Here is a 24,982-nt window from a genome sequence, read left to right on the forward strand (position 1 = left end):
GCGGGAGTTCACAAGGTCGCCCCGCTGGCCGCAGGCAAGGGCCTCCACTCCGCCGCGAAGATCCTCAGCGGGACACGGAGCCGCCAACCTCCCCGACCCCAGCCCCGGACACCGACCCCTTGTTTCGTCACCGTGACGCAAGCAGGTGCTTACGGGAAGATTCAGCCGAGTCGGGCCCGAAAGCCCCAGATCAAGATCCAACACCTTTTGATGGTTACGGAGATCGCCGGCCCTGACCCTGAAGGCACTGCCCAGTCAGCGCACCCACGCGCGATCAGCCAGGCCCGAGCTCGCCGCCGGTCGCCGGTCGCCCGACACTCCAGTAGACCCGTCAACGACGCCACCAACGCCGACAACACCACGGAGCCGCAGACGAGCATCCCGGAACGGAAGGCTGCCCGCCCCCGCCGCTCCTCCCCGGTACCCCTCCCATGAATTAAGCATAAGTGGCGTTATGCGGACAAAACACCTATTCGGGTAGTGTCACACCCGGAGGCCATACTGAACCCGTGATCCGGATCATCGACGCGATAGACGGCTTTTTCACCGCGCGCGCCCCGCGGAAGGACTCCCCCCACACCGTGGCGGCGTACCGGCGGGATCTGATGTTCGTGTCCGCTCTCCTGGCCGAGCGTGCCGGTGTCCCGCTGGAGGCACTCCCCTGCTCGGCCCTGGCCCTGTCCCCGTTGCGGCAGGCGTTCGCGGCGTTCGCGGACGGCCGGGCGAAGGCGTCGATCGCCCGGTGCTGGTCGACGTGGAACACGTTCTGCGGTTTCCTCGTCTCCGAGGGCGTCCTGGAGGGTAATCCGATGGCGGGGGTGGCCCGGCCGCAGCCGCCGTCGCGGCAGCCGAAACCGTTGCGGGGCGAGGACACCCCCGACGACCTGCTGGTGGCGTTGGCCAGCGGGGCCCGCAAGGCGCGCGACCCGTGGCCGGAGCGGGATCTGACGGTGATCGCGACGTTGTTGTTGACGGGGTTGCGGAGTGCGGAGTTGTTGGCGTTGACGGTCGGGGATCTGGCGGGGCCGGTGGGTGAGCGGCGGTTGTCGGTGCGGGCGGGCAAGGGTGACGCGGACCGGTCGTTGCCGGTGGAGCCGGCGTTGGAGAACCTGATCGAGGGGTATGTGTTGTCGCGGCGGGCGCGGTTGCCGCAGGAGCGTCGTCCGTTGCCGACGATGGCGGCGTTGTTCGTGGACGGGCGGGGTGAGCGGTTGACGCGCAACCAGCTGCAGTATCTGGTGCGGCAGTGTTACCGGTACTCGGGGGTGTCGGACCGGGTGGAGCGGGGCGCGTTGGTGCACGCGTTGCGGCACACGTTCGCGACGCGGTTGGGGCAGTCGGGGGCGTCGGCGATGGAGATCATGGAGTTGCTGGGGCACCGGTCGTTGTCGGCGAGTCAGGGGTATCTGAAGACGACGGCGCGGGAGTTGCGGGACGCGGCGCGCTCGAATCCGTCGTACCGGTTGTTGGAGCGGTTGCAGGAGTCGTAGGGCGTCGGTGTGCGCCTTTGTCGTACCGGTGTGCTAAAAATTGCCGGGACGTTGTGACTCTGGGAGGTCAATCGTGTTGTCCACTGAGGAAGTGGAGGGTCTGCGGGCTGTCTTGGAGTCTGGCAAGCGGCCGCGGGTGATGTTCGCGCCGTCGGCTGGGCAGATGGCGGGTCAGCTGGGCCAGGTGGTCCGGTTGGATGATCCGTCGGATGGTCCGGAGTTCGTGACGGTGCGGTTCGGTAAGGATGAGTTGGGGTTCTCCCCCGCTGATCTGCTGGTGCCGCCGAAGAAGATGCCGGCTCCGCGCGCGCCGGAGCCGGAGCCTGAGGTGGTGGCGGAGCCTGTTCTGGCGGGGCCGCCGTTGTTGCCGCCGGCTCCGAAGCCGACAATTACGACTATGGAGACTGCTGCTGTGGAGAAGGTTGTCGCGCCTCGTAAGCCGGCGAAGGTGAAGGCTCCGGCGGAGTTGACGGTGACGTTGACCTGTCAGGAGGGTGTGTGGTCGGTGCAGGCGGCGCGGGGTGTGAAGGTGGTGGCGAAGCCGACGCCGGTGCGCGCGCCGGACGCGTTGGCGATGGTGGCGTTGTTGGATGCTCCGGCGGTGCGGGAGGCTGTGGAGGATCTGGTGTCGGCGGCGCGCGCGGCGGCTGAGGAGGAGGCTGACCGGTTGCGGCGGCAGTTGGCTGAGGTCGAGGCCCGGTTGGCGGAGTTGCCGCAGTCGTAGGCGGGTTGTTGGGTGTGGTGGCCGTCGTGCCGGGGTGTCCCGGGCGGCGGTCTTCGCGTTGGGGGGTTCCCCCGGTGTCTGGGGCGTTGTGAGCTCCGGCGGCCCGCGCCCCGCGCACGGCCAGGGTTCCCCCGGTGTCCGGGGCGTTGCGGGTTCCTCCGGTGTTCTGGAAGCTGTGGCTCCCCCGGTGTCCGCATTCTGTTGTCCGCGGCCTGTCCGACGATCCCGTGCGGCTGGGCCTTCGCCGTCTCCTTCGCCGTCTCCTTGCGCTTTCCTGACGCCGGACTTCCGTCGGTTCCTGGGCTTCCCTGCGGCTGGACCTCCCCTGGCTCTTGGGGCTTCCTCGCGATGGCTCTTGGCGCTTCCTCGCGGCTGGACGTCCGACGGCCCCTGGTGCGTCGTGTGCGTCACCGTCCGACAATTCGCCGAGGTGACCGTCTCCTCGTCCCCCTGCGCCCGCGCTCAACTCTGTGTGGCGGCCCTGGTTGGTGGTCTTTGGTCCGCTGGTGGCGCTGGCGTGCCCGGGTGAGGTGGACCGGGCCGTGCCGGGTGGCTGCGACGGGGCTGACGTTCGTCGTGGTGTTCGGCATGATGGCGCGCATGGAGAAGCGTCAGCGGGTGTCCGCCTACGGGGTCGTGGTTCGCGATGGTCGGGTGTTGCTGGTCCCGATCGCGCGGACCGAGGTTTCGGGTGAGGTGGGTCTGTGGATTCTGCCCGGTGGTGGAGTCGAACACGGTGAGCATCCGGAGGAGGCGGTGGTCCGGGAGCTGGCCGAGGAGACCGGGTACGCGGTGCGGGTGGACGGGCTCTCTCATGTGGGGTCGGATCACCGCCGGTTGGAGCTTCCCGGGCTCTCGGTGGACTGGCACTGCGTGTACCTGGTGTACCTGGTCGCGGTGACCGGTGGGCAGCCCCGTGCCGAGCTCGACGGCACGATGGGTACTCCCACGTGGTTCGACCTGGAGGATCTGCCGGTGATGCATTCGACGAGCCGGACGATGCTGGACCGGGTTGTGGCTGGCGGCTAGGCGGGTTGCCGGCTGCGGCCGGTGACCTGTGGCGTACTCGACCGCCGGGTGTCCGTCTCGGCTCGGTCCTGTGGGGCTGCGGCGCGCCGCCGGGCCAGGTGGCGGGCCTCGCCGGGCGGTGAGTGCCTGCGAGAGTCCCCCTACATGGCGTGGTCATCAGCTTCACCATGGATCGGGGCCTTGTCTGATGACGGTGGTTGCGGCAGTGGTGGACGTCGGCCAGATGTCGATCCGATAGGTGAAGTAGTCACCTGGTTCGGCGTCCGGTGGGTCGGACGGTAGGTAGGTGATCCGGACCCGGTAGCGCCCGGCCGGGAGGTCGACGTGGTGGTCCGGGTGGAGGTCGGGGTCGTTGGCCGCGCTGGTTCGCATCCAGGTGTCGTAGGCGTTGACGTCGCGGAGGTAGAGCTGGCCGTGGCCGGCGTGGAGTACGCGGCGGACGGCGGGGGCTTCGGTCACCGGACCGAGGCTTTCCCTCTGCTGTCGCATGTGGGCTCCGCTGACCTCGGCCTGTGATGTGTCCGGGACATGTTCCAGTCTTCGTCGAGTGTTTGGTCGGGGCTGTGGGCGGTGCCGAGGGGTGGGCGTAGCCATGGTCCGCTTGCCGGATGGTTCGGCCAACTGGGTTCCCCCTCGCTCTCCCCTGCGAGGCGACCATCGGAGAGTGGCGGGGCGGTGGGGCTGCCAGTTGGGCTGCTCGGTTACGCATCCCCGTGGCCTCCGGGTATCCCCGGCCCTGGCGGTGGTGATCGGCCATGTCGGGGCGCGCCTCCTCCCCCAATGCCGTGGGGAGCGGGTGGCGTGCCGGGTTCGGGTCATGGTTGGTTCCGGTCTGCGCCTCGGCCAGCGTCTCGTTCCCTGCGACCGGGGATGTTCGGGTCTGTGGTCGGGCCTGGGCGCGCCGCCGGCTGTGTCCGGGCGCGGCTACCGGCTCCGCGCACGGCTACCGGTCCGGATGCGCTAGGGATTCATCGTCTGGCGCGCCGATGCGGAGCCGACGGCTCATGTCCCGGCCGACGTCCCGCTCCCCCTGTGTCCCGCTCCCCCTGTGTGCGGATCTCCGCAGCTGGGGTTCTAGTCGGTGGGGATGGGGTCGGGGTATTGGCCGGGGTTGCCGGCGTTGCGGATGCCTTTGACGGGGTAGGGCCAGGCGCTGGCGGCGCAGCCGTGCAGGCCGAGGGTTTGTTGTTGCATGACGGGGGCGGCGTTGCCGGTGGCGGGGCACAGTTCGTGGTCGTAGCCGAGGCGGTGGCCGGTTTCGTGGTTGAGGGCGTATTGGCGGTAGGTGTCGAGGGGGGCGCCGTAGTCGGGTACGGAGCGGGTCCAGCGGGCGATGTTGAGGATGATCTTGTCGCCGGTGCGGCAGTTGGTGTAGCGGTCGGTGGGGTCGCCGCAGAGTTTGGCGCGGGTGCCGGGGGTGACGAGGTAGATGGTCATGTCGGCGGGTTGGGTGGCGGTGACGCGTTGGAAGCGCCAGGCGCCGGCGGAGGTCCAGCCGCGGGGGTCGTTGTAGGTGTTGTCGATGAGGGTGGCGATGGTGGTGGGGTCGGGTTGGGTGAGGCCGTTTTCGATGGCGATGTGGTAGCGCAGGAGGGTGCCGGTGGTGCCGCGGACGGGGCCGGTGTCGCCGATGGTGGTGTAGGTGCCGGGGCCGTCGGCGGGGTAGGTGGCGGGGGCGGGGCCGGTGGTGGGTGCGGTGCTGGGGGCCGGTGCGGTGTTCGTGGGGCCGGCGGGGGGTGTGGTGGTGGCCGGGGTGGGGGTGTCCTCGAGGGTGCGGAAGGCGAGGGCGGTGCCGGCGGTGAGGGCTGCGAGGGCCAGGACGATGCTGGCGGTGATGGGGGCCGCCCGGCCGGGGCGCCGGGCGTGGCGGGGTTCGCCGGCGTCGTGTCGGTGCTGCTCGGGCGTGCTCATCGGGGCGTAGCCTGCCACGGTGCGGGGTGGGTGACCACTGGCCTAACGGCTGAGGTCAACCGCCTGTAAGGTTGCCCTTACTTATCGGATTGGGGTGTTTGGGTTCGTGTCGACCCCGTTGGTGGAACTTCCGGGTGCCCGGGCCGCGGTGCTGGGCAGGTTGTGGGGGGCGTTGTGCAGGGAGCCGTTGCCGGGGGTGGTGTCCCGGGAGTCGGTGGCGGGCGAGACGGTGGTGACGCTGGCTGACGGGCGCCGGTTGGTGGGGCCTGCGGAGGCGGGGGTGCCGTTCGCGGTGTGTCCGGCGGGGTTGACGGTGACGTTGGGCGGGGTCGGGTACAACGATCCGGAGCGGCTGGCGGCGGGGTTGGGGTGGCCGGCGCGGGTGCGGGCGGAGTTGGCGGACAGTGTGGCGAACCTGGCCCTGTCGCGGACGGCCCCCGGTCAGGCGGCGGGGGCGACGGGCCGGGGCATTCGGGCGGGAACTCCCGGGGCCCCGGACGCGCCGGGCCTCCGCGCGCCGAGGCCCGCCGTGCCGGACATGGGCACCCCGGGCTCACCGGCTCCCCTGGGCGGCGCGCCGACTCCGGGCTCTCCCCCTCTCCCGGGCACCTCTGAGGGCTCCCCCGTCCCCCGGTACCCGTCGGATGGTTCTTGGGTTCCGTGGGATCTGGCGGATGTGGAGTCCCGGGTGGTGGACGGTCATCCGTTGCATCCGTTGTGCCGGACGCGCACGGGCATGTCGGCGGCGGAGCAGGTGCGTTTCGCGCCGGAGTTTCGTCCGGTGGTGGATCTGGATCTGGTGCGGGTGCGGGCGGGCGACTGGGTGGGGGTGGGTGACTGGCCGTGGCGGGATGGCGCGGACTTCCTGTTGCCGGTGCACCCGTGGCAGCGGGAGCATGTGTGGGCCGGCGACGCGGTGGTGGCGGGGACGTTGCGGGGGCGGCCGTTGATGTCGTTGCGGACTCTGGTGCTGGCCGACGGGTGGCATGTGAAGACGGCGGTGAGTGTGCAGATGACGTCGGCGGTGCGGACGGTGTCGGTGGCGTCGGTGCGTAACGGTCCGGCGTTGTCGGCGTTGGTGGCGTCGTTGACGGGTCTGGAGGTGTTGGGCGAGCCTGCGGCGGGGTCGGTGGGTGGGGACCGGGAGCGGGCGGCGGTGTTGCGGGCGGGTCCGGTGCTGGGCGCGGGTGAGTGGGTGTCGGCGGTGTCGGCGTTGTGTGCGGGGCCGGAGCCGTTGGTGGTGGGGTTGGCGGGGGCTGATCCGGTGGGGTGGGTGTCGGCGTTGGTGGACGCGGTCCTGCCGCCGTTGTTGGCGTTGTTGACGGTGGGGGTGGCGTTGGAGGCGCACGGGCAGAACACGATGGTGGTGTTGCGTGACGGTCTGCCGGTGCGGGGGGTGTACCGCGATTTCGGCGGGGTGCGGGTGTCCCCTGCCCTGTTGGCGCGGCACCGGATCGCTTGTCCGCCGTTGTTCGGGGATGTGGCGACGGATGATCCGGCGGTGTTGCGGGCGAAGTTCGCGTCGTCGGCGTTGTCGACGTTGTTCGGGGAGGTGGTGGCGGTCCTGGCGCGGGGTACGGGGGTGTCGCCGCGGTTGTTGTGGTGGCCGGTGGCGCAGGCGCTGTCGGGGCACGGGGCTCTGGTGCGGGGGCCGTGGCCGGTGAAGGCGTTGATGACGATGCGGTTGGCCGCTGATCCGTTGGAGGATGTGTGGGCGTGGGTGCCGAGTCCGGTGGGGGCGTTGTGACGGTCGCTCCGTCGACGTTGCCGGCGTTGTTGGCGGCGGCCGCGGCGCGGGCGGTGCCGCAGTTGCCGCCCGGGTTGGTAGGCGGGTTCCGGGCGGCGTTGCCGCAGGCGGCGGCGCATGTGTGCGCGCGTCTGGCGGGCGCGTTGTACACGGAGGATGTGGCGGGTCTGCGGGGTGGGTTGCGGGCTCTGGGTGATGTGTGGGTGTGGCCGGCGTTGTCGGGTGGGGTGGTGACGTTCGCCGGTGAGGTGCGGGCCGGGTCGACGTTGTCGCTGGCGGGGCCGGTGTGGCACGAGGCGGGGTGTGCGCGGATCGCGGTGACGGACCCGGCGGCGTTGCTGCGGCTGCTGGTGGGGCCGGAGGTGGGTTCGTTGCCGGCGGAGTTGGTGGACGCGGTGGTGAACCTGGCGATCGGTACGGCGCGCCGTCCGGTGGTCGACGGCCCGGACGCGGTGTCGGTGGCGGGGCGGCTGGGGCCGGACGAGGGGGTGTTGTTCCTGGAGCGCCTGGCGACGGAGGGACACAATCTGCATCCGTGCGGCCGGACGCGGCTGGGGATGAGTGTGGCGGACGTGTTGGCCTATGACCTGGAGGGTCCGGGGCTGGAGCTGGCGGTGGTGGCGCTGCGGTCGGATGTGCACGTGGGTGACGATGTGGGGGCGGCGTTGGGGCTGCCGGCGGCGCCGGAGGGGTATGTGTCGCAGCCGGTGCATCCGTGGCAGTTGGCGGAGGTCCTCCGCGAGCGGCACGCCGGGGCGGGGCGCGCGGGGTTGTGGCGGCTGGTGGACGGGGTGCGGGTGCCGGCGGCGCCGACGGCGTCGCTGCGCACGGTCCTGACCGGCTCGGGGCAGTTGGTGAAGGTGTCCCTGGATGTGCAGATCACGTCGACGCGCCGGTCGATCTCGGTGGCCACGGCCCGTAACGGTCCCCCGGTGTCGGCGTTGGTGGAAACCCTGTTGGCGGGTACGGGCGGGGTGTTGTTGGGCGAGTTCGCGGGCGCGGGGGCTCTCCTGCCGGCGTCGGAGCGGGACGTGACGGCCGTGGTGCGGCACCCTTTGGCGGGGGTGGTGGCGGCCGGTGAGTTGGCGGTGCCGGCCAACGCGTTGCCGGCGGTGTGTCCGGTGACGGGTTCGACGGTGCTGGAGTTGTTGGCGGCGGCGCATCCGGGGGGTCCGGTGGCGTGGCTTTCCGGGTACGCGGGGGCGCTGCTGGGGCCGGTGCTGCGGTTGTTGGCGCACGGGGTGGGTCTGGAGGCGCACCTGCAGAACTGTGTGCCCCTGTTCCGGGGCGGGGAGTGCGCGCGGATGGTGTTCCGGGACCTGGGCGGGGTGCGGTTGCACGGGCCCCGGTTGCGGGCGGCGGGTCATCCGTTGACGTTGTGGCCGGGTTCGGTGACGGGCACCGACGATGTGGACGTGTTGCGGGCGAAGGTGGCGTACACGGCGCTCGGTAACCACCTGGGGGCTCTCGTCGACGGCCTGGGGCTGGGGGCGGTGGGCTGGGCGGCGGTGGGCCGGGTGCTGCGGGAGGTGTACGGGCCGCTGGTCGACGATCCGCTGGTGGGCGAGGCGGCGGCCGGGGATCTGGCGGTGTTCACCACACAGCCGTGGGCGCACAAGGCCCTGGTGCGGATGCGCATCGAAGACGGCGGTGACGTTTACGTGCCCGTCGACAATCCCCTCGCCGCGTGATCGGCGACGCGGCGCGCCCGGTGTGCGCGTACCTGTACGACCCGGGGGTGCTGGCCGACCGGTTGTCGGCGGTGCGGGCGGCGTTGCCGGCGGGCGCGGGCGTGTACTACGCGGTGAAGGCGAACTCGCATCCGGCGCTGCTGGAGGCCGCCGTGGCGGTGGCCGACGGCCTGGAGGTGGCGTCGGGCGGTGAGCTGGTCAAGGCGGTGGCGGCGGGGGCGCGGCGGATCGTGTTCGGCGGCCCGGCGAAGACGGACGCGGAGCTGTTGGCGGCGGTGGCGGCCGGGGCGACGGTGAACGTGGAGTCGGCGTGGGAACTGGCCCGCCTGGACGCGTTGGCCGACCGGCCGGTGGACATCTGCCTGCGGGTCAACCGGGCCACGTCCCCCCTGTCGGGTTCACACACGATGACGGGCGCGCCGACCGCGTTCGGCATCGACGAGGACGCCCTGCCGCGGGTGCTGGTCGCGGCGCGCCGGGCCCGCAGGTTGCGGTTGCGGGGCCTGCACCTGCACGCGGTGTCCAACAATCTGGACGCTGCGGCGCACGCCCGGTTCGCCGCGGACTGTGTGGCCTACACCGACACGGTGCTGCCGGGGGCCGACGTCGTCAACATCGGCGGCGGCCTGGGCGTGGACTACACGGGCGGCGACGCCTTCGACCTGGGCGTGTTCGCCGCCCGGGTGCCGGCCGATCCGCGCCTGGTCGTGGAGGTGGGCCGCTACGTGGCCGCCCCGGCGGGCCGGTACGCGGCGGAGGTCCTGGACCTCAAACGCAGCCACGGGCACTGGTTCGCGCTCCTGCGGGGCGGTACGCACCACTTCCGGTTGCCGGCCGCGTGGGGCTACGACCACCCGTTCACCGTGCACCCGGTCGACGGGTGGCCGTACGACCTGCCCCGGCCGGAGGTGCGCGGCGTGCCGGTCACGGCGGCCGGGGAACTGTGCACCCCCCGCGACATCCTGTGCCGCGAGCAGCCGGTGGACGTGCTGCGCGTCGGTGACGTGCTCGTGTTCGACCTGGCGGGCGCCTACGGCTACGAGGTGTCCCACCACGACTTCCTGTCGCACCCCGTGCCGCAGGTACTCCTCAGATCTCGATGAGGACCTTGAGGGCGCGCCGTTCGTGCATGGCCGCGTACCCGTCGGGGGTGTCCTTCAACGGCACGGTCATGTCGAAGACGGGCGACGGGTCCAGGGTGCCGGCGAGGACGTCGGCGAGGAGTTCGGGAATGTACGCCCGGGCGGGGGCGACGCCGCCGCGCAGGGACACGTTGCGGTTGAACATGTCGGCGATGTCGACGCCGGCGCTACCGCCGTGCGGGACACCGACGTAGCCGACGGTGCAGCCGTCGCGGGTGGCGGCCAGGGCGGTGCGCATCGACTCCTCGGTGCCCACGGCCTCCACGACGTGGTGCGCGCCGTGCCCGCCGGTGAGTTCACGGACGGCGGCGACGGCGGCCTCGCCGCGTTCGGCGACGATGTGGGTGGCCCCGAACGCGGTGGCGATGGCGGTCCGGCCGGGGTGGCGGCCCAGGGCGATGATGTTGCGCGCCCCCAGGCGGCGGAACGCCAGGACCGCGCACAGCCCGACGGCGCCGTCGCCGACGACCGCGACCCACCCGTCGGGCCCGGGGCCGGGGCCGGCGAGGGCCCGGATGACGGCGTGGTGGCCGGTGGACATGACATCGGACAGCGACAGCAGGGCCGGCGTCAGCGCCGGGTCGGTGCCCTCGGGGACCTTCACCAGGGTCCCGTCGGCGTAGGGGACGCGCACGGCCTCGCCCTGCCCGCCGTCGGAGCCGGGCGAACCCCAGAACCCGCCGTGCGCGCAGGAGGTGTGCAGGCCCTCGACGCAGAAGTCACACACCCCGTCCGACCACACGAACGGGGCGATGACGGTGTCCCCCGGCCGCACCGTCACCACGTCCGGGCCCACGGAGTCGACGACACCCACGAACTCGTGCCCGATGCGCTGCCCCGGCTTGCGTTTCGACACGCCCCGGTACGCCCACAGGTCACTGCCGCACACGCACGCGTGCGTCACCCGCACCACGGCGTCGGACGGGTCCCGCAGCGCCGCGTCGGGCACCTCGGTCACCCGGATGTCGAACGGAGCGTGGATGGTCGTGGCGCGCATGACGTCCCCCTCAGGCGCTGGCGGTCGTCCGCGGCCAGTTCGCGGCCCGGATGGCGCGCAGGGCCTGCCTGCGGGTGTCCCCGGTCAACGTGTCCACGTACAGCCTGCCCGACAGGTGGTCCGTCTCGTGCTGCAACGCCCGGGCCAGGAACCCTGAACCCTCCACGACGAGGGGTTCGCCGTGCTGGTCGAAGCCCCGGCACACGGCCCGCTGGGCGCGCGGCGTCTCGTACCACAGGCCCGGCACCGACAGGCAGCCCTCGTCGCCGCCCTGCAGTTCCTCGGACAGTTCCAGGGTCGGGTTGACCACGTGGCCGCGCGCGCCGCCCGCGTCGTAGACGAACACCCTGGCCCCGACCCCGATCTGGGGGGCGGCGACGCCGGCGCGGCCGGGCGCGCCGAGGAGGGTGTCCATCAGGTCGGTGACGAGGGCGCGCAGGCCGGCGTCGAAGGTGGTGACCTCGTCGCAGGGGGTGCGCAGCACGGGGTCGCCGATGATCCGGATGGGTCGCATGGTCATGTCTGACACCGTAGCGTCCGGTGCCGGTACCCCTCTGTGCGGAGGTTAGTTAACAACTCGACTACACCGTTCGGTCAAACTTTATCTATCCATACAAGGCACGTCCTATTAAATTCGGACGAAAATCGTAGCCGAGTGTAATGAGCTCGATACGGCCTGAAGTGCCAGGTCACGCCTCGTGTTCCACCCCTCAACACCGGCCCCCAGACGCCCTACACTATGCCGGTCCCAGGCTAGAGCTACGTGTACGGAGGAACCCCCATGGCACCGCATGGCCGTCATGCCAACGTGCGGTCCCACCGACGGGGCGGGCCCCGCCGCCGCCTCACCGTCGCGCCGTGGATCGTCATCGCCAGCGTCTCCACGCTGGTCCTGTCCGGCATGACCGGCGGGTACGTCTACCTCGCCAACAGCGGCTGCTCCGGCGACCCGGTCCGCGCCGAGATCCTCGCCGACCCGTCCGTGAAGTCGATCCTCGACAAACTCGCCCGGGAATGGCAGGAGACCGAACCCACCATCACCGACGCCAAGGGCGAGGAACGCTGCGTCGAGGTCGAGGTCCTCGCCAAGGACTCCGCCGACGTCGCCCTCGCCCTCGGCAACGAGTGGGACGCGCGCCTGACCGGCCCCGCCCCCGACGTGTGGATCCCCGCGTCCACCGCCTGGGTCCGCGAGGCCTCCGCCGACGCCGACGCCGAGCGCATCCTCCCCGAACTGCAGCCCAGCCTCGCCCGCACCCCCACCGTCATCGCCATGCCCGAACCCATGGTCAAGGCCCTGTCCGCCACCGTGTGGAAGGACCACAAGCCCACCTGGGAGACGCTCATCGCGGCCCTGGGCAGCGGCGCCAGCTGGGAGAGCTACGGCAAGCCCGAATGGGGCGCCCTCAAGGTCGGCATGACCGACCCGGCGAAGTCCACCGCCGGCCTGCACGCCCTCATGGCCGTCACCGACGCCAACGACGACGGCGAGGTCGACAGCAAGGAACGCCAGACCGTCTGGAACTTCAAGCAGGCCGTCTCCAAGTCCGACATGTACAAGGAGAGCACCGAGCAGCTGTTCGCCGGCCTCGCCAAGGCCGACGCCCAGAGCGCCGAGGCCGCCCTCAAGTACGTGTCCGGCTTCCCGGCGCTGGAACGCGACATCATCAACTACAACGCCACCAAGCCCAAGGTGCCCCTCGTCGCCGTGTACCCCGAGGGCGGCAGCGCCGACGCCGACATCCCCCTCCTGGTCCTCAACGCGTCCTGGACCACCAAGGACCGCCAGGCCGTCGCGAAGAACTTCCTCACCTACCTGCGCGGCGACCACGGGCGCGCCGCGTTCCAGGCCGAGGGCTACCGCGACCCCAACCGGATCGGCGGCGCGAACCTCGCCTCCGCCACCGGCATCCAGCCCCAGGTCCAGACCCTGCCGCGCGCCGTGCTCCTGCCCGACTCGGTCAAGGTCACCCGCAAGACCTGGCAGGCCCTGGCCCGGCCCGTGAACCTGCTCCTCGTCATGGACGTCACCGGCTCCATGAACGAGGTCGTCCCCGGCACCGGCGGGCGCACCAAGCTCGACCTGGCCAAGGAGGCCGCCACCAACGCCGTCGGCATGTTCGGCACCCAGGCGCACGTCGGCCTGTGGGCGTTTTCCACCCCGACGCCCGGCGGCCCCGACTACCGGCCCGTCGCGCCCATCAAGACCCTGGACCCGGAGCACCGCGACAACCTCGTCGGGCAGATCAACGGCCTGGCCGCCGTCGGCAACACGGCCCTGTTCAACACCACCTGGGCCGCGCACCAGGAGGTCCAGGGCCACTACCTCGACGGGGCCGCCAACGTCGTCGTCGTCATCACCGACGGCTCCGAGGAGACCGTCGCCGGTGGCCTGAGCCTCGACGCGCTCGTCACCAAGCTCAAGGACTCCAACGGCAAGGAGGACGGGAAGAAGAAGGTCCAGGTCGTCACCATCGGCTACGGACCCAACCCCGACTTCGGCGCCCTGCAGAAGGTCGCGCTCGCCTCCGGCGGTAGGGCCCTGCAGTCCAAGACGGCCCGCGACATCGGCCCCGTCATGCTCGACGCGCTGTTCAGCTAGTACCCGTCGAAAAGAGGGGGGAGGCCATCGTGGCCTCCCCCCACTTTTTCAGCCCCGTAGGGCGCCGAAAATCGGGCCCGCCTTCGCCGCCGCCTCCGCCACCTCCGCCGCCGGCTCACTGCCCCACGTGATCCCGCCACCGGCCCACACGTGCACCCGCCCGGCGTCGGCGGCCACCGTCCGGATCGTCAACCCCAGATCCAGCCGGTACGGCGACACGAACCCCACCGCCCCCATCGACGGCCCCCGGCCCACCCGCTCCAGGCGCGCCACCTGCGCCAGGGCCGCCCGCTTCGGCGCACCCGTCACCGAACCGCCCGGGGCCACGGCGCGCAGCAACCCGGCCAGCCCGACCCCGCCGGCCAGCTCCGCCGCCACGACCGACTCCGCCTGCCACAGCCCCACCCAGCGGCGCAACGCGAACAGCTCCTCCACCCGCACCGAACCCGTCCGGGCGACCAGCGCCAGGTCGTTGCGGACCAGGTCCACGATCATGATGTGCTCGGCGCGTTCCTTCGCCGACGCCAGCAACTCCCGCCGCCCCTGCTCCGTCGCCGGCCGGGTGCCCTTGATCGGCCGGGACTCCACCCGGCCGGCGGCCACCGACACCAGGGTCTCCGGCGACGCGCACGCCACCGCCCACCCGTCCCCGGACAGCACACCCCCGTACACGGCGCCCTCGATCGCCGCCACCCGCGCCAGGGCCGCCGACGGGTCCCCGACGTAGGAGGCCGACCAGTGGCCCACCACGTTCACCTGGTACACGTCACCCCGCCCGATGGCCGCACGGACGCTGGCGACCGCCTCAGCGTGCTGACGGGTACTCCACGACGGCGCCCACGCCCCCAGCCGCCACCCGCCCGGCTCCTCCGGCGCGACCGGCGGGCAGTGCTCGTAGACCACCACGGCCAGATCCGGCACCGCGGGCGCGGGGGACGGCGCGCCCGTCGGGGCCCCGATCGCCGCGGCCCCGCCCGCACCGGACAGCAGCACAGCCGCCCCGCACAGCGAGCCCGTCGGCCCGCCCGGACAAGAGCCTCCTGGAAGTAACGACAGGTCGGCGGCCGGCATACGGTGGAGGGTGAGGAATTCCTCAGCCAGAGCGGCCGGATCACCGGGGTCCCCGACCCGCCACTCGAGCCGATCCCGAACCCTCACCGTCCCCTGACAATTACGCGGAGTGACTGGAGGAGCCGTCAGACTCAACCGAATGGTCATTTCTTCCGTCCACCCCGTTACTGTGTGCCACAAATGCCGTTGAACTTGATAGCGTGCGAACTGCGTCTGTGAGACACGTCACGCCAGACCGGAGAACCGACAATGTGCCCCCACCAGCCAGCCTGCCCCACCGCCGAGGCCGTAGACCGCGAAGCCGCCAGGATCACCCACCACCACCCCGAACAGGGATGGAGCCTCCTGTGCAACGGCGTGATCATATTCGAGGACACGGGCGAACTCCTGCCAGACGGCCAGACCATCGCACCGCACCGCGGACCGGCCCTGCACCTGACCGCCGCCTGAAGTACCCCACAGAAAAAGGGGCGCCCCACACCTGGGACGCCCCTTGATCCGTTCCTACTCCTCGAACGCCTCCGGCGGCGGGCACGAACACACCAGGTTCCGGTCACCGAACGCCTGATCGATCCGCCGCACCGGCGGCCAGTACTTCACCGCCGACACCCCACCCGGATACGCCGCCACCTGCCGCGAGTACGCGTGCGACCACTCGTCCACCGTCACCGACGCCGCCGTGTGCGGAGCGTTGTGCAACGGATTGTCCTCCGCCGGCCACACCCCCGCCTGCACCTGGTCGATCTCGCCCTTGATCGCGATCATCGCCTCGCAGAACCGGTCCAACTCACCCATGTCCTCCGACTCCGTCGGCTCCACCATCAACGTGCCCGCCACCGGGAACGACATCGTCGGCGCGTGGAACCCGTAGTCCACCAGACGCTTCGCCACGTCATCCACCGTCACACCCGAGTCCTTCGTGATGCCGCGCAGGTCCAGGATGCACTCGTGGGCCACCAGACCCTTGTTGCCCGAGTACAACACCGGGTAGTGGTTGCGCAGCCGCGCCGCCACATAGTTCGCCGCCAGCACCGCCGACGCCGTCGCCCGGGTCAGACCGTCCGGACCCATCAGCCGCAGGTACGCCCACGAGATCGGCAGGATCCCCGCCGAACCGTGCGGCGCCGCCGACACCGGACCCACCGGCGACTCGTTGTGCAGCGGATGCCCCGGCAGGTACTTCGCCAGATGCGCCCGCACACCCACCGGACCCACACCCGGACCGCCACCACCGTGCGGGATGCAGAACGTCTTGTGCAGGTTCAGGTGCGACACGTCCGCCCCGAAGTGCCCCGGCTTCGCCCAACCCAGCAACGCGTTCAGGTTCGCCCCGTCCACGTACACCTGGCCACCCGCGTCGTGCACCTTCGCGCACAACTGCGTGATCCCCGCCTCGTACACCCCGTGCGTCGACGGGTACGTCACCATGATCGCCGACAGGTTGTCCCGGTGCTTGTCGACCTTCGCGTCCAGGTCCACCAGATCCACGTTGCCCTCGTCGTCACACGCCACCACCACCACGCGCATACCCGCCATGACGGCGCTCGCCGCGTTCGTGCCGTGCGCGCTCGACGGGATCAGACACACATCCCGGTGCGCCTGCCCGTTGTCCCGGTGATACGCCCGGATCGCCAACAGACCCGCCAACTCACCCTGCGAACCCGCGTTCGGCTGCACACTCACCGCGTCGTACCCGGTGACCTCCGCCAACCAACCCTCGAGATCGCTCACCAGCGACTCGTACCCCGCCGCCTGCTCCGACGGGGCGAACGGGTGGATGTCCGCGAACTCCGGCCACGTCACCGCCTCCATCTCCGTGGTGGCGTTCAACTTCATCGTGCACGAACCCAACGGGATCATGCCCCGGTCCAGGGCGTAGTCCTTGTCCGACAACGCCCGCAGATACCGCAGCATCGCCGTCTCCGACCGGTGCGCGTGGAACACCGGATGCGTCAGGAACTCCGACGACCGCAACAACGCCGCCGGCACCGCGTCCGGCGTCGACGCGTCCAGATCCGACACCGACACCGACGACAACCCGAACGCCCGCCACACACTCAGCAGATCGCCGTCCACCGTCGTCTCGTCACACGAGATACCCACCAGGTCCGCGTCCACCAGCCGCAGGTTCACCCCCGCCTCGGCAGCGGACGCCACCACCTCCGCCGCCCGACCCGGCACCCGCGCCGTCACCGTGTCGAAGAACGCCCCGTGCACCACCTCGACACCACCCTCACGCAACCCCGCCGCCAGCACCGTCGCCATCCGGTGCGCGCGCTCCGCGATCTGCCGCAACCCGTCCGGACCGTGATACACCGCGTACATCGACGCCATCACCGCCAGCAGCACCTGCGCCGTGCAGATGTTGCTCGTCGCCTTCTCCCGCCGGATGTGCTGCTCCCGGGTCTGCAACGCCAACCGGTACGCCGGATTGCCGTCCACATCCTTCGACACACCCACCAGACGGCCCGGCATGTTGCGCTCCAGACCCGCCCGCACCGACATGTAACCCGCGTGCGGACCACCGAAACCCATCGGCACCCCGAACCGCTGCGCACACCCCACCGCGATGTCCGCGCCGATCTCACCCGGCGCGCGCAGCAGACACAACGCCAGCAGATCCGCCGCCACCGCCACCAGGGCACCGCGCGCGTGCGCGTCGACGATCAGCGCCTCATGGTCGCGGACCACACCCGACGCCCCCGGGTACTGCACCAGCACCCCGAAGAACTCACCCTCCGGCAGCCCCTGCGACAGGTCGGCCACCAGCACCTCGATCCCCAGCGGCTCCGCCCGGGTCTCGATCACCGCGATGGTCTGCGGCAACGCGTCGGCGTCCACCACGAACCGGTCGCTCTTGACCTTGCTCACCCGCCGGGTCAACGTCATCGCCTCAGCGGCCGCCGTCGCCTCGTCCAGCAGCGAAGCGCCCGCCGTCGGCAGACCGGTCAGGTCCGAGATCACCGTCTGGAAGTTCAGCAGCGCCTCCAGGCGCCCCTGCGAGATCTCCGGCTGGTACGGCGTGTACGCCGTGTACCACGCCGGGCTCTCCAGCACATTGCGCAACACCACCGGCGGGGTGTGCGTCCCGTAGTACCCCAGGCCGATCATCTGCGCCATCGGACGGTTACGCGCCGCGATCGCCCGTAGCTCCGCGATGACCTCCGGCTCCGTCGCCGCCGCCGGCAGACTCAGCCCCTGCTGGGTACGGATCGCGTCCGGGATCGCCGCGTCCAGCAGCTCCTCGGTCGAGCCGTAGCCGACCAGGTCCAACATCTTCTGCGAATCGGCGGCCGAAGGACCGATATGGCGGCGCGAGAACGGCACCCCACGGGAAAGATCAGTGAGACTGGCGCGAGAACTGGACATACATGTGCTCCAGGAGAGTCGGCTCGGGCAAATGAGCTTCCTCCCCCTCTGCGCGCGGGCATGACCCAGTCCAGAGGTGCCTGCCCGAGTGGTCCTTTTGCCTGAGAGTTTCCGGGGAGGTATTGCCCCTTCGGCGCCCCCCACCCGAAGGCAAGGGGTCTCTCCCACTCGGGTGAGACGGCAGCGCAACCGTACCACCGGTGATCCGCTCCACGGATGGCCCAGGTCACTGCGCGTGATCTGTCCGCTTGCGGCGGATTCTCAGAACGCCAGGCACTCGCACTCGGTCATCAACGCCCGCACATTGTCCACATACCGCTGGTTCGGGATCCGGATCGTGTGCGTCGCCTCGTCCTGCACCCCCGCGTGCCCCACGTTGTACGCCGCGATCACCACGTTCAGCAGATCCGGGTTCGCCAGGTCATAGGTGTGGTCGAAGTACAGATCCCCGAAATATCTGATCAACCACGCCAGGTACTCCGCACCCAGCACCGTGTTCCCCTTCAGCGTCTTCGGGTCCTCCGGCGTGTCGTTGAACTTCAGGTTCATCCACTCCACCGTGCCCGGCATCAACTGCATCGTGCCCATGCCGCCGTCACACGCGATGATCGCCGACTGCCAGCCCGACTCCTGCCACGCGATCGCCTTCATCAGGTTCACCGGAACCGTGAAGTGCACCGACTGCCAGTACTGCCGGTTCGCCGCCGCCGTCAACGCCGCCTTCACCGCCGGGCGCTCGGCGTTCGTCCCCTCATAGCGCCGGCAGTCACTGCCCGGGGTGTGCGGCGGCGCGGCCGGCGGGGTCGGCACCGGAGCCGGCGGCGGCTGGTAGCTGGGTTTGACCTGCGCGGGCTTCACCGGCGCCTTCGTCGGCTTCGCGGACGGCGACGGGGCGACCGTCGGCGCCGCGGACGTCGGGGCACTGCTCGGGCTCGCCGACGGCGACGGCACCGAGGCCGCCTCCTTCTTCGCCACCGGCTTCGGACGCGGCGGATCCCCCGCACACCCCGAAACGGCCAGAACCATCACCAACGCACCCAACGCGAACCCACGCATCGACACGATTCGTCCTCCCCTAGACCGAGGACACCCTAACGGGACAGCCCCCGACGCCGCTGCCCCACACCCAAGACCAAGATCCAGACCAGCATCCGGGTACCGGTGGCGCCGCGCGCGTCGTGCCCGCGTTCGCCGGGCGCGCCTCCGGGCACCGGGACGACCCGCAGCTCCGGACGCGGAGTCGGCGGCGTCTCCGTGGTCAGGCGGTCGGAGCCTCGGCGAGGACCAGCTGGTAGCGGGTGTAGTCCTCGAACTCGGCGACCGCCCGGAACCCGAGCCGGACGAGGACCGCCACGCTCCGGTCGTTGCCGTGCGTCACACCGCCGAACAGGTCGGTCGCCCCCAGCTCCCGCCGGGCGAAGTCGACGACCGCCGCCCCGGCCGCGGTGGCGTACCCCTTGCCGGTGGCGTGCGCCCCGAGCCAGAACCCGACCACGTAGTGCGGCGGCCGGACCGGGTTCAGGTCGAACCGGCCGATCAGCTCCCCGCCCAGCCGCAACCCGAAGCGCAGGTTCTCGTCATCGGGGGCGGCGAAGTACGCGCGGACCTCCTCCCGGGTCGCCGCGATCTCCTCGTCGTAGTTCCCGAACGCGGCGAGATGTACCCGGCTGGCCCGCACCAGCTCGTAGTACGCGTCCGCGTCGGCCACGCCCAGCTCCAGGAGCTCCAGGCCCTCACGGTCAGTCGACAGGACGGGCAGGGCCGCGGGAATCCGCCGGGATCGACTCATGGTCGCCGAAGGTAGCCCCGCCGGTCCGGCTGATCAACGCGGTTTCGCCCGTCAGACCCCGGTCGGCGGCCACGGCGCTCGCCTCACCCGGAAGGCACCCCACTGCGGTCCAGGCTGATGAATGCTCCCCGGCCGGGCGCCCTGCTTTTTGGTGAACAGGGATGTTCCTTTTTGGGTTTGGGGTGGTGCGGGTTACTGCGCCTAAGGCATCCTAGGTCGCTAGGTTATTGGGGACACTAGGCTTTCGCGGTGCGGCACCTGGCCGGCCGGGGCACCGACTGGGAGGAGTTCCGGGCGCGGTTCGAGGTGTGCGCAGGACGGTTCCGGGCGGCGCGGAGACTCGCCGCCGCGCTCTGGCTGCACATGCTCCTGCCGGGCGGCCCCGCCGCGCGCCGCAACCCGCCGGGCACCCTCGACCAACAGGCCAGACGGGTACTGGAGCTGTCGCGCTGACCCGTGACGGCGACGGTCGCCGAAGAGCGACGGGTCGACATCACTGTCCGACCAAGAAGATGCGTCCGGCCCCGCACGGCTGACAGGCCTCCCCCGCGACCCGGCTCTGGCTCCAGCCAGCCGTCGTCGGTTGTCGGTTGTCGGTTCCGATGGTGGCGCGCACAGCGCGTAGAGCGTCCTAGGTTGCTAGGTGTCGAGGAAAGAGGGCGGGCGCTGCGCCGGCGCGTACCCGTCGAAGGGGTTTCTAGCGGCCGCGCGGGGTCGTGCCCGTCCAGCGCCGGAACGCGTGGATCAGGCTCGACGCCTCCGTGTAGCCCAGCCGCGCGGCCACCTGCTCCACGCTCAGCCCCGTCGTGGCCAGCAGTTCCACCGCTAGGCCGTGCCGGACCTCGTCGAGCAGTTTGCGGTAGGACGTGCCCTCGGCCGCGAGCCGGCGGTGCAGGGTGCGGGTCGTGATGTGCAGCTCGGCGGCCACCTCCGGCATCGCCGGCACCGTGCCCACCCCCGCCAGCAGCCGGTCGCGGACCGCCACCGCCAGGGTGCCCTCCGCCCGGCGGACCAGCAGCTCCCGGCACTCGCGCTCGCAGACCTCCCAGGTGTGCGGGTCGGCGTGCGGCAGGGGCCGGTCCAGGAGCGCCGCGTCGGCGATGATCACGTTCTCCGGCGCGCCGAACCGGACGGGGCAGCCGGCGGCCAGCTCGTAGAGGTCACCGTGCGGCGGCCGGTCCACGGCGAGTTCCAGGCGCAGGGGTTGCAGGGGCTCGCCGACCAGGGCGGCGATGATGCCGTAGATCGCGACCAGTTCGCGTTCGAGCAGGAAGGCGCGCACGTCGGCGGGCACGTCCGAGTCGTCGATGACCATCTCGACCTCGGTCGGGCCCTCGACGAGCCGGATCCGGGCGAAGGCGAACGTCAGCCCCAGGTGCCGCAGCCCCACGACGGCGGCGTCCCGCAGGGTCGGACTGGTGAGCATGGCGAAACCCCAGATGCCGAACTCGGGCAGCCGGTGGTTGGCGCCCACCCGCAGCCCGAGGCCAGCCGGGTTGCCGAGCGCGGCGATCAGGTTCCGGGCGACCGCGAGCTCCTGGTCCCCCGTCGCCTCGGCGGGCAGCTCGGTCGACAGGCCCGTGCCCACGAGGCAGAGCGACGGCGGGATGCCGTCCTCGGCGGCCACGGCGAGCATGTGCCGGATGCCGGTGGTGGTGCGGCGGTGGGGCCAGGTGACGGTCACAGTGTCCGAAAATAGCAATCACCTGTCGTCGGAGGCCATAACCCGTGGCCGATCCGACACCTACCTTGAGGACATGTCCTACCACAGACGGCGATTCACGACCGCGATGGCGGCGGCCCTCGGCGGCCTGTTCGTCCTCGCGCCCCTCATCGACCTGGGCATCGTGCCGGTCGCGTTCGCCGCCACCGGCGAGGACTTCCGGATGAGCGTCGACGACCTCACCGGCGAGAACTTCCAGATGTACCCGACGAGCGACACCGGGGCCGTGGCCGTCATGGACAACGCCACCGCCGCGCGGGTCTGCCAGTCCCGGCGGGTCGGACCCGTCGTGTGGCGGGCCACCGCCGGCTCCCCCGGCCACCGGGTCCGGATCCACGACCTGGTGCTCGACGCGGAACAGTTCGCCGGGGCCGACGTCACGCTGGTGGCGGCCCAGACGTCCGGGCTGCGGCCCGTGGAGCCGGGGCGGGGACTGTTCGGGATGAGCGCCGGGTCGGTGCGGGTCGACCACTACTCGCAGGCCGGGACCGCGACGAACGCCGGGTGGATGAGCCTGCCGGGTACCCGGGTCCGGGTGGGGGTCGGCGTACCCGAGTGTTGAGACGGCTCCCGGGAGGAGACCACGTCGCCGGGCGGCGCGGTGGGGTCCTGCCGGGAGGTGCCGCCATCTGAGGGGGTGGCGGGGGTGTTCCGGAGGTCGCCGGGCCGGACGGGCGGCGACCTCCGGGGCACGTGGTGCTCACCCCGGGGCGAGCTAGCACGCCCCGGGTGAGCGGTGGCCCGGGAGGGCGGGATGCCCGCTACCAGGCCGCCGGCTCGAAGTCCTTCAGGAAGCAGCCGTACAGGTCCTCGCCGAGCTCGCCGCGCACGATCGGGTCGTACACCCGCGCGGCACCGTCGACCAGGTCCAGCGGGGCCTTGAAGCCCTCCTCGTGCAGCCGCATCTTCGTCGGGTGCGGGCGCTCGTCGGTGATCCAGCCGGTGTCCACGGCCGTCATCAGGATGCCGTCGGTGAGCATCTCCTCGGCGCTGGTCCGGGTCAGCATGTTCAGCGCGGCCTTGGCCATGTTGGTGTGCGGATGCCCGGGCCCCTTGTACGCCCGGCTGAACTGGCCCTCCATCGCCGAGACGTTGACGATGTACTTGCGCCGCGCGCTCGCCGCCGCCATCGCCGGCCGCAGCATGCTGACCAGGATGAACGGGGCCGTCTGGTTGCACAGCTGCACCTCGAGCAGCTCGACCGGGTCCACCTGGTCGACCTTCTGGGTCCAGCTGTTCTCCTCGTGCAGGTCCGGGCGCAGGCCACCGGCGTCGATCGCGGTCGCGTTGGCCATCCGGGCCGGGGACGTCGAGCCGGCGGTCAGGGCCAGCTCGGTCAGCATCGCCGGGGTGAAGGAGTGGTGCTCGACGGCGCCGGTCAGTTCGGCCCGGCCGCGCGGCAGGTGCCCGAACGTCTGCACCTCGGGCAGCTCCCCCGCCGGCAGGGGCGCGGACTCGGCCTCGACCAGGGGCGCGTACGCGCCCGGGGAGCGGCGGACCGTCTGCGCGGCGTTGTTGATCAGGATGTCGAGGGGGCCGGCGGCGGCCACCGACTCCGCGAGGGCCACGACCTGGCCCGGGTCGCGCAGGTCGATCCCGACGATCTTGAGCCGGTGCAGCCACTCCGCGCTGTCGGGCATCGCGGAGAACCGGCGGATCGCGTCGTTGGGGAACCGGGTCGTGATCGTGGTGTGCGCGCCGTCGCGGAGCAGCCGCAGCGCGATGTACATCCCGATCTTGGCCCGGCCGCCGGTGAGGAGCGCGCGCCGTCCGGTCAGGTCCGCGCTGGCGTCCCGGCGGGACCGGTTGCGGGCCGCGCACGGCGGGCACAGCTGGTGGTAAAAGGCGTCGACCTCGGTGTAGCGGGTCTTGCACGTGTAGCAGGCCCGGGCCCGGATCAGGGTGCCGGCGGACGCGCCGATCGTCGGGGACTCCAGCAGGATGCCCTGGGTCTCGTCGTCGATCCGGTCGGGGGCGCCCGTCGCGGTCGCCTCGGTGACCGCGAGGTCGGCGGCCATCACGGCGGCGCGGCGGTCGGCGCGCCGACGCTGCTTGACGGCCTTGAACAGCCCCGCGGTGGCCCGGCGCAGCGCGACCGCGTCGGGGTGCTCCGCCTCGAGCAGTTCCGCCTCGGCGAGCACCCGCAGGGCGGCCGACAGCCGCTCCGGATCGATTCCCATGGTCTTGCCCCTCTTCCGTGTGCCCCGAGAACTCTACGGCCGTGCTGCCGGCGTCCCGGCGGGCGGGCGGCGCTAGCGTGAGCCCATGCACCCCTTGACGATGCCGGTGGACCTCGGCGAGGCCGAGTTCGTGCCGGACCCGCGCCGCCGGGCCGGCTGGACGCTGCTCGTCGACGGGGTCGCGCAGTCCTACGTCGATCTGGACGATCCGGGACATCTGGAGTTCGAGTACATGCGGCGGGTGGCGGCCGTCGTGGCGGTCGCCGGGCCGGCCGGGGCGCCCCTGCGGGTGCTGCACCTGGGCGGGGGCGGCCTGACCCTCCCACGGTACGTCGCCGCCACCCGGCCCGGGTCCACCCAGCGGGTCGTCGAGCGGGACGGGACCCTGCTGGAGGCGGTGCGCCGGATCCTGCCGCTGGAGGCCGAGGTGGAGTTCCGGGTGGCCGACGCGCGGGACGTGGTGGAGAGCAGCGCCGACGGCTGGTACGACCTGGTGGTCGCCGACGTCTACCGGGGCGCGCAGATGCCGGCCCGCGTCGCGAGTGTGGAGTTCGCGCGGCAGGTGGCCCGGGTGCTCCGCCCCGGCGGGCTCTACGCCGTCAACGTCACCGACCTGCCCCCGTTGTCGTTCTCCCGCCGGCAGGCGGCGACGCTGCGGGCGGCGTTCGCGGACGTGTGCGTGGTGGGCGAGCCGGGGATGCTGCGCGGGCGGCGGTTCGGCAACGTGGTGTTCGCGGCGGCCACGGCCCCGGGCGGGGTGCCGGTCGCACGGTTGACGGCGCGGGTCGTCCGGGACAAACCGCCCGGACGGGTCGTACACGGAGATCAATTGGACAGGTTCGTCTCGGGGGCCCAACCTTGGCACGAACAGAACTGAACCAGGACTTCGAACAGGTGTACGATTCCGCCATGCTCCCCCTCGCCACCCCGCCGGTCCTGCGCCGGCTCCTGCCCGCGGGCGGGTTCCGCCGGGGCTCCACCGTGTCGGTCACCGGCTCGCTGACCCTGCTGTTGGCGCTGCTGGCCGAGGCGGCGTCCGCCGGGGCCCGGGTGACCGCCGTCGGGATGCCCGTCGTCGTGGGCCTCGTGCCCGGCGAGGTGGCCACCCTGCCTAACCCGGGTCCGGCGTGGGCCCGGGTCGTCGCCGAGCTGCTGCACGTGCGCGGCGCGGTCGTGGTGCTGCCCGCCGGAGCGGTCGGGGCCCGCGACGCCGAGCAGTTGGCGGCGCTGGCCCGGCAGTGCGGCAGCGTGCTGGTCTGCCACGGGCCGGCGTGGGCGGCCGCCGACGTGCTGCTGGAGGAGACACCCGGGTCCTGGCCGCCGTTCCGGGGCGGGCGCGAGCTCGGGGTGCAGGTGCGCGGGCGGGGGCCGGCGGCCCGACCGGTCCGGGCACTGCTCCGGCTGCCGATGCGCCCACCGGCCCTGTCCGTCGCGACAGCCTGACCCCACCAACCCCTTTTCTGGGTACCGGGGGCCGGCGGCGCCGGGCCCGTCGCGGACTCTTGGCAGGTTCGGCC

At 71.7% G+C, this 24,982-nt stretch carries 22 protein-coding genes and 1 riboswitch; of the genes, 12 read left to right on the forward strand and 10 right to left on the reverse strand.

The features are described 5' to 3' along the window. Window positions 1–509: 509 nt before the first annotated feature. From AB0M43_RS08865 to AB0M43_RS08875, 3 genes are all read left to right on the forward strand, one after another. On the forward strand, window positions 510–1,490 hold the full coding sequence (locus tag AB0M43_RS08865) for a tyrosine-type recombinase/integrase (protein ID WP_363722545.1): 981 nt from the start codon (window positions 510–512) through the stop codon (window positions 1,488–1,490). Between the two features lie 76 nt (window positions 1,491–1,566). Continuing rightward, window positions 1,567–2,214, forward strand: coding sequence for a hypothetical protein (locus AB0M43_RS08870; RefSeq protein WP_363723324.1), 648 nt, complete (start codon window positions 1,567–1,569; stop codon window positions 2,212–2,214). Between the two features lie 576 nt (window positions 2,215–2,790). Further along, a complete protein-coding gene (locus AB0M43_RS08875) occupies window positions 2,791–3,243 on the forward strand; it encodes an NUDIX domain-containing protein (protein ID WP_363722547.1) in 453 nt (150 codons plus the stop codon). 162 nt (window positions 3,244–3,405) lie between these two features. On the opposite strand, the gene AB0M43_RS08880 is transcribed toward AB0M43_RS08875, so the two are convergent. Next, on the reverse strand, window positions 3,406–3,702 hold the full coding sequence (locus tag AB0M43_RS08880; RefSeq protein ID WP_363722549.1) for a hypothetical protein: 297 nt from the start codon (window positions 3,700–3,702) through the stop codon (window positions 3,406–3,408). 615 nt (window positions 3,703–4,317) lie between these two features. Then, window positions 4,318–5,154, reverse strand: coding sequence for a DUF3152 domain-containing protein (locus AB0M43_RS08885; RefSeq protein WP_363722550.1), 837 nt, complete (start codon window positions 5,152–5,154; stop codon window positions 4,318–4,320). A 538-nt stretch (window positions 5,155–5,692) separates the two neighbouring features. On the opposite strand from AB0M43_RS08885, the gene AB0M43_RS08890 reads away from it, so the two are divergent. Genes AB0M43_RS08890 through AB0M43_RS08900 form a run of 3 tightly spaced genes read left to right on the forward strand, consistent with a single transcriptional unit; the run spans window position 5,693 to window position 9,695 of the window. Further along, on the forward strand, window positions 5,693–6,901 hold the full coding sequence (locus AB0M43_RS08890) for an IucA/IucC family protein (RefSeq protein WP_363723326.1): 1,209 nt from the start codon (window positions 5,693–5,695) through the stop codon (window positions 6,899–6,901). Further along, complete coding sequence (locus AB0M43_RS08895) at window positions 6,898–8,592, forward strand: IucA/IucC family protein (protein WP_363722552.1); 1,695 nt, start codon at window positions 6,898–6,900, stop codon at window positions 8,590–8,592. Before AB0M43_RS08890 ends, AB0M43_RS08895 begins: the two co-directional genes overlap by 4 nt. Beyond that, window positions 8,589–9,695 carry an alanine racemase gene (locus AB0M43_RS08900; RefSeq protein WP_363722555.1) on the forward strand — a complete coding sequence of 369 codons (1,107 nt, stop codon included), beginning with the start codon at window positions 8,589–8,591 and terminating at the stop codon, window positions 9,693–9,695. Before AB0M43_RS08895 ends, AB0M43_RS08900 begins: the two co-directional genes overlap by 4 nt. On the opposite strand, the gene AB0M43_RS08905 is transcribed toward AB0M43_RS08900, so the two are convergent. Further along, window positions 9,682–10,731: an alcohol dehydrogenase catalytic domain-containing protein gene (locus tag AB0M43_RS08905; RefSeq protein ID WP_363722557.1), complete on the reverse strand. Its 1,050-nt coding sequence runs from the start codon at window positions 10,729–10,731 to the stop codon at window positions 9,682–9,684. The two genes, AB0M43_RS08900 and AB0M43_RS08905, sit on opposite strands and share 14 nt — an antisense overlap. 10 nt (window positions 10,732–10,741) lie before the next feature. Beyond that, window positions 10,742–11,251 carry a peptide deformylase gene (locus AB0M43_RS08910; protein ID WP_363722559.1) on the reverse strand — a complete coding sequence of 170 codons (510 nt, stop codon included), beginning with the start codon at window positions 11,249–11,251 and terminating at the stop codon, window positions 10,742–10,744. A 288-nt stretch (window positions 11,252–11,539) separates the two neighbouring features. On the opposite strand from AB0M43_RS08910, the gene AB0M43_RS08915 reads away from it, so the two are divergent. Next, window positions 11,540–13,333: a substrate-binding and VWA domain-containing protein gene (locus AB0M43_RS08915; RefSeq protein ID WP_363722561.1), complete on the forward strand. Its 1,794-nt coding sequence runs from the start codon at window positions 11,540–11,542 to the stop codon at window positions 13,331–13,333. Window positions 13,334–13,381: 48 nt separating this feature from the next. Here AB0M43_RS08915 and AB0M43_RS08920 read toward each other — a convergent pair whose 3' ends face one another. Beyond that, the gene (locus tag AB0M43_RS08920; protein WP_363722563.1) at window positions 13,382–14,551 is read right to left on the reverse strand and encodes a chorismate-binding protein; all 1,170 of its coding nucleotides are present in this window, start codon (window positions 14,549–14,551) and stop codon (window positions 13,382–13,384) included. 102 nt (window positions 14,552–14,653) lie between these two features. Here AB0M43_RS08920 and AB0M43_RS08925 point away from each other — a divergent pair, with 102 nt between their 5' ends. Next, window positions 14,654–14,854: a DUF5999 family protein gene (locus AB0M43_RS08925; protein WP_363722564.1), complete on the forward strand. Its 201-nt coding sequence runs from the start codon at window positions 14,654–14,656 to the stop codon at window positions 14,852–14,854. A 54-nt stretch (window positions 14,855–14,908) separates the two neighbouring features. On the opposite strand, the gene gcvP is transcribed toward AB0M43_RS08925, so the two are convergent. The 3 genes from gcvP to AB0M43_RS08940 all read right to left on the reverse strand — a co-directional run bounded on the left by gcvP (window position 14,909) and on the right by AB0M43_RS08940 (window position 19,562). Next, window positions 14,909–17,773: an aminomethyl-transferring glycine dehydrogenase gene (gcvP, locus tag AB0M43_RS08930; RefSeq protein WP_363722566.1), complete on the reverse strand. Its 2,865-nt coding sequence runs from the start codon at window positions 17,771–17,773 to the stop codon at window positions 14,909–14,911. A gap of 79 nt (window positions 17,774–17,852) precedes the next feature. Then, a riboswitch (glycine riboswitch) is annotated at window positions 17,853–17,950 on the reverse strand. Window positions 17,951–18,034: 84 nt separating this feature from the next. Next, complete coding sequence (locus AB0M43_RS08935) at window positions 18,035–18,829, reverse strand: lytic transglycosylase domain-containing protein (RefSeq protein WP_363723328.1); 795 nt, start codon at window positions 18,827–18,829, stop codon at window positions 18,035–18,037. A gap of 202 nt (window positions 18,830–19,031) precedes the next feature. After that, window positions 19,032–19,562, reverse strand: coding sequence for a GNAT family N-acetyltransferase (locus tag AB0M43_RS08940; protein WP_363722568.1), 531 nt, complete (start codon window positions 19,560–19,562; stop codon window positions 19,032–19,034). A 249-nt stretch (window positions 19,563–19,811) separates the two neighbouring features. On the opposite strand from AB0M43_RS08940, the gene AB0M43_RS08945 reads away from it, so the two are divergent. Then, window positions 19,812–20,015, forward strand: a complete 204-nt coding sequence (locus tag AB0M43_RS08945; RefSeq protein WP_363722569.1) for a hypothetical protein — start codon at window positions 19,812–19,814, stop codon at window positions 20,013–20,015. A gap of 244 nt (window positions 20,016–20,259) precedes the next feature. On the opposite strand, the gene AB0M43_RS08950 is transcribed toward AB0M43_RS08945, so the two are convergent. Continuing rightward, the gene (locus AB0M43_RS08950) at window positions 20,260–21,246 is read right to left on the reverse strand and encodes an AraC family transcriptional regulator (RefSeq protein ID WP_363722571.1); all 987 of its coding nucleotides are present in this window, start codon (window positions 21,244–21,246) and stop codon (window positions 20,260–20,262) included. Between the two features lie 73 nt (window positions 21,247–21,319). Between AB0M43_RS08950 and AB0M43_RS08955 the strand changes: the two genes are divergently transcribed. Further along, window positions 21,320–21,847, forward strand: coding sequence for a DUF6230 family protein (locus AB0M43_RS08955; RefSeq protein ID WP_363722573.1), 528 nt, complete (start codon window positions 21,320–21,322; stop codon window positions 21,845–21,847). Between the two features lie 199 nt (window positions 21,848–22,046). Here the strand turns inward: AB0M43_RS08955 and AB0M43_RS08960 are convergent, their stop codons facing one another. Next, window positions 22,047–23,465, reverse strand: coding sequence for an SDR family oxidoreductase (locus tag AB0M43_RS08960; protein ID WP_363722575.1), 1,419 nt, complete (start codon window positions 23,463–23,465; stop codon window positions 22,047–22,049). 85 nt (window positions 23,466–23,550) lie between these two features. On the opposite strand from AB0M43_RS08960, the gene AB0M43_RS08965 reads away from it, so the two are divergent. Together AB0M43_RS08965 and AB0M43_RS08970 are read left to right on the forward strand one after the other, a co-directional pair. Beyond that, a complete protein-coding gene (locus tag AB0M43_RS08965; RefSeq protein WP_363722577.1) occupies window positions 23,551–24,342 on the forward strand; it encodes a fused MFS/spermidine synthase in 792 nt (263 codons plus the stop codon). A gap of 32 nt (window positions 24,343–24,374) precedes the next feature. Continuing rightward, on the forward strand, window positions 24,375–24,908 hold the full coding sequence (locus tag AB0M43_RS08970; protein ID WP_363722579.1) for a hypothetical protein: 534 nt from the start codon (window positions 24,375–24,377) through the stop codon (window positions 24,906–24,908). Window positions 24,909–24,982 lie beyond the last annotated feature (74 nt).

The organism is Longispora sp. NPDC051575, from assembly GCF_040681875.1.
GTDB lineage: Bacteria > Actinomycetota > Actinomycetes > Mycobacteriales > Micromonosporaceae > Longispora.

Excerpts from the sequence above, each read along its gene's own strand:
- gcvP (WP_363722566.1), bottom strand. The coding sequence starts at position 17,773 with ATGTCCAGTTCTCGCGCCAGTCTCACTGATCTTTCCCGTGGGGTGCCG.
- AB0M43_RS08905 (WP_363722557.1), bottom strand. The coding sequence starts at position 10,731 with ATGCGCGCCACGACCATCCACGCTCCGTTCGACATCCGGGTGACCGAG.
- AB0M43_RS08885 (WP_363722550.1), bottom strand. The coding sequence starts at position 5,154 with ATGAGCACGCCCGAGCAGCACCGACACGACGCCGGCGAACCCCGCCAC.
- AB0M43_RS08925 (WP_363722564.1), top strand. The coding sequence starts at position 14,654 with ATGTGCCCCCACCAGCCAGCCTGCCCCACCGCCGAGGCCGTAGACCGC.
- AB0M43_RS08910 (WP_363722559.1), bottom strand. The coding sequence starts at position 11,251 with ATGACCATGCGACCCATCCGGATCATCGGCGACCCCGTGCTGCGCACC.
- AB0M43_RS08955 (WP_363722573.1), top strand. The coding sequence starts at position 21,320 with ATGTCCTACCACAGACGGCGATTCACGACCGCGATGGCGGCGGCCCTC.
- AB0M43_RS08935 (WP_363723328.1), bottom strand. The coding sequence starts at position 18,829 with ATGCGTGGGTTCGCGTTGGGTGCGTTGGTGATGGTTCTGGCCGTTTCG.
- AB0M43_RS08960 (WP_363722575.1), bottom strand. The coding sequence starts at position 23,465 with ATGGGAATCGATCCGGAGCGGCTGTCGGCCGCCCTGCGGGTGCTCGCC.
- AB0M43_RS08920 (WP_363722563.1), bottom strand. The coding sequence starts at position 14,551 with ATGACCATTCGGTTGAGTCTGACGGCTCCTCCAGTCACTCCGCGTAAT.
- AB0M43_RS08970 (WP_363722579.1), top strand. The coding sequence starts at position 24,375 with ATGCTCCCCCTCGCCACCCCGCCGGTCCTGCGCCGGCTCCTGCCCGCG.
- AB0M43_RS08965 (WP_363722577.1), top strand. The coding sequence starts at position 23,551 with ATGCACCCCTTGACGATGCCGGTGGACCTCGGCGAGGCCGAGTTCGTG.
- AB0M43_RS08940 (WP_363722568.1), bottom strand. The coding sequence starts at position 19,562 with ATGAGTCGATCCCGGCGGATTCCCGCGGCCCTGCCCGTCCTGTCGACT.
- AB0M43_RS08890 (WP_363723326.1), top strand. The coding sequence starts at position 5,693 with ATGGGCACCCCGGGCTCACCGGCTCCCCTGGGCGGCGCGCCGACTCCG.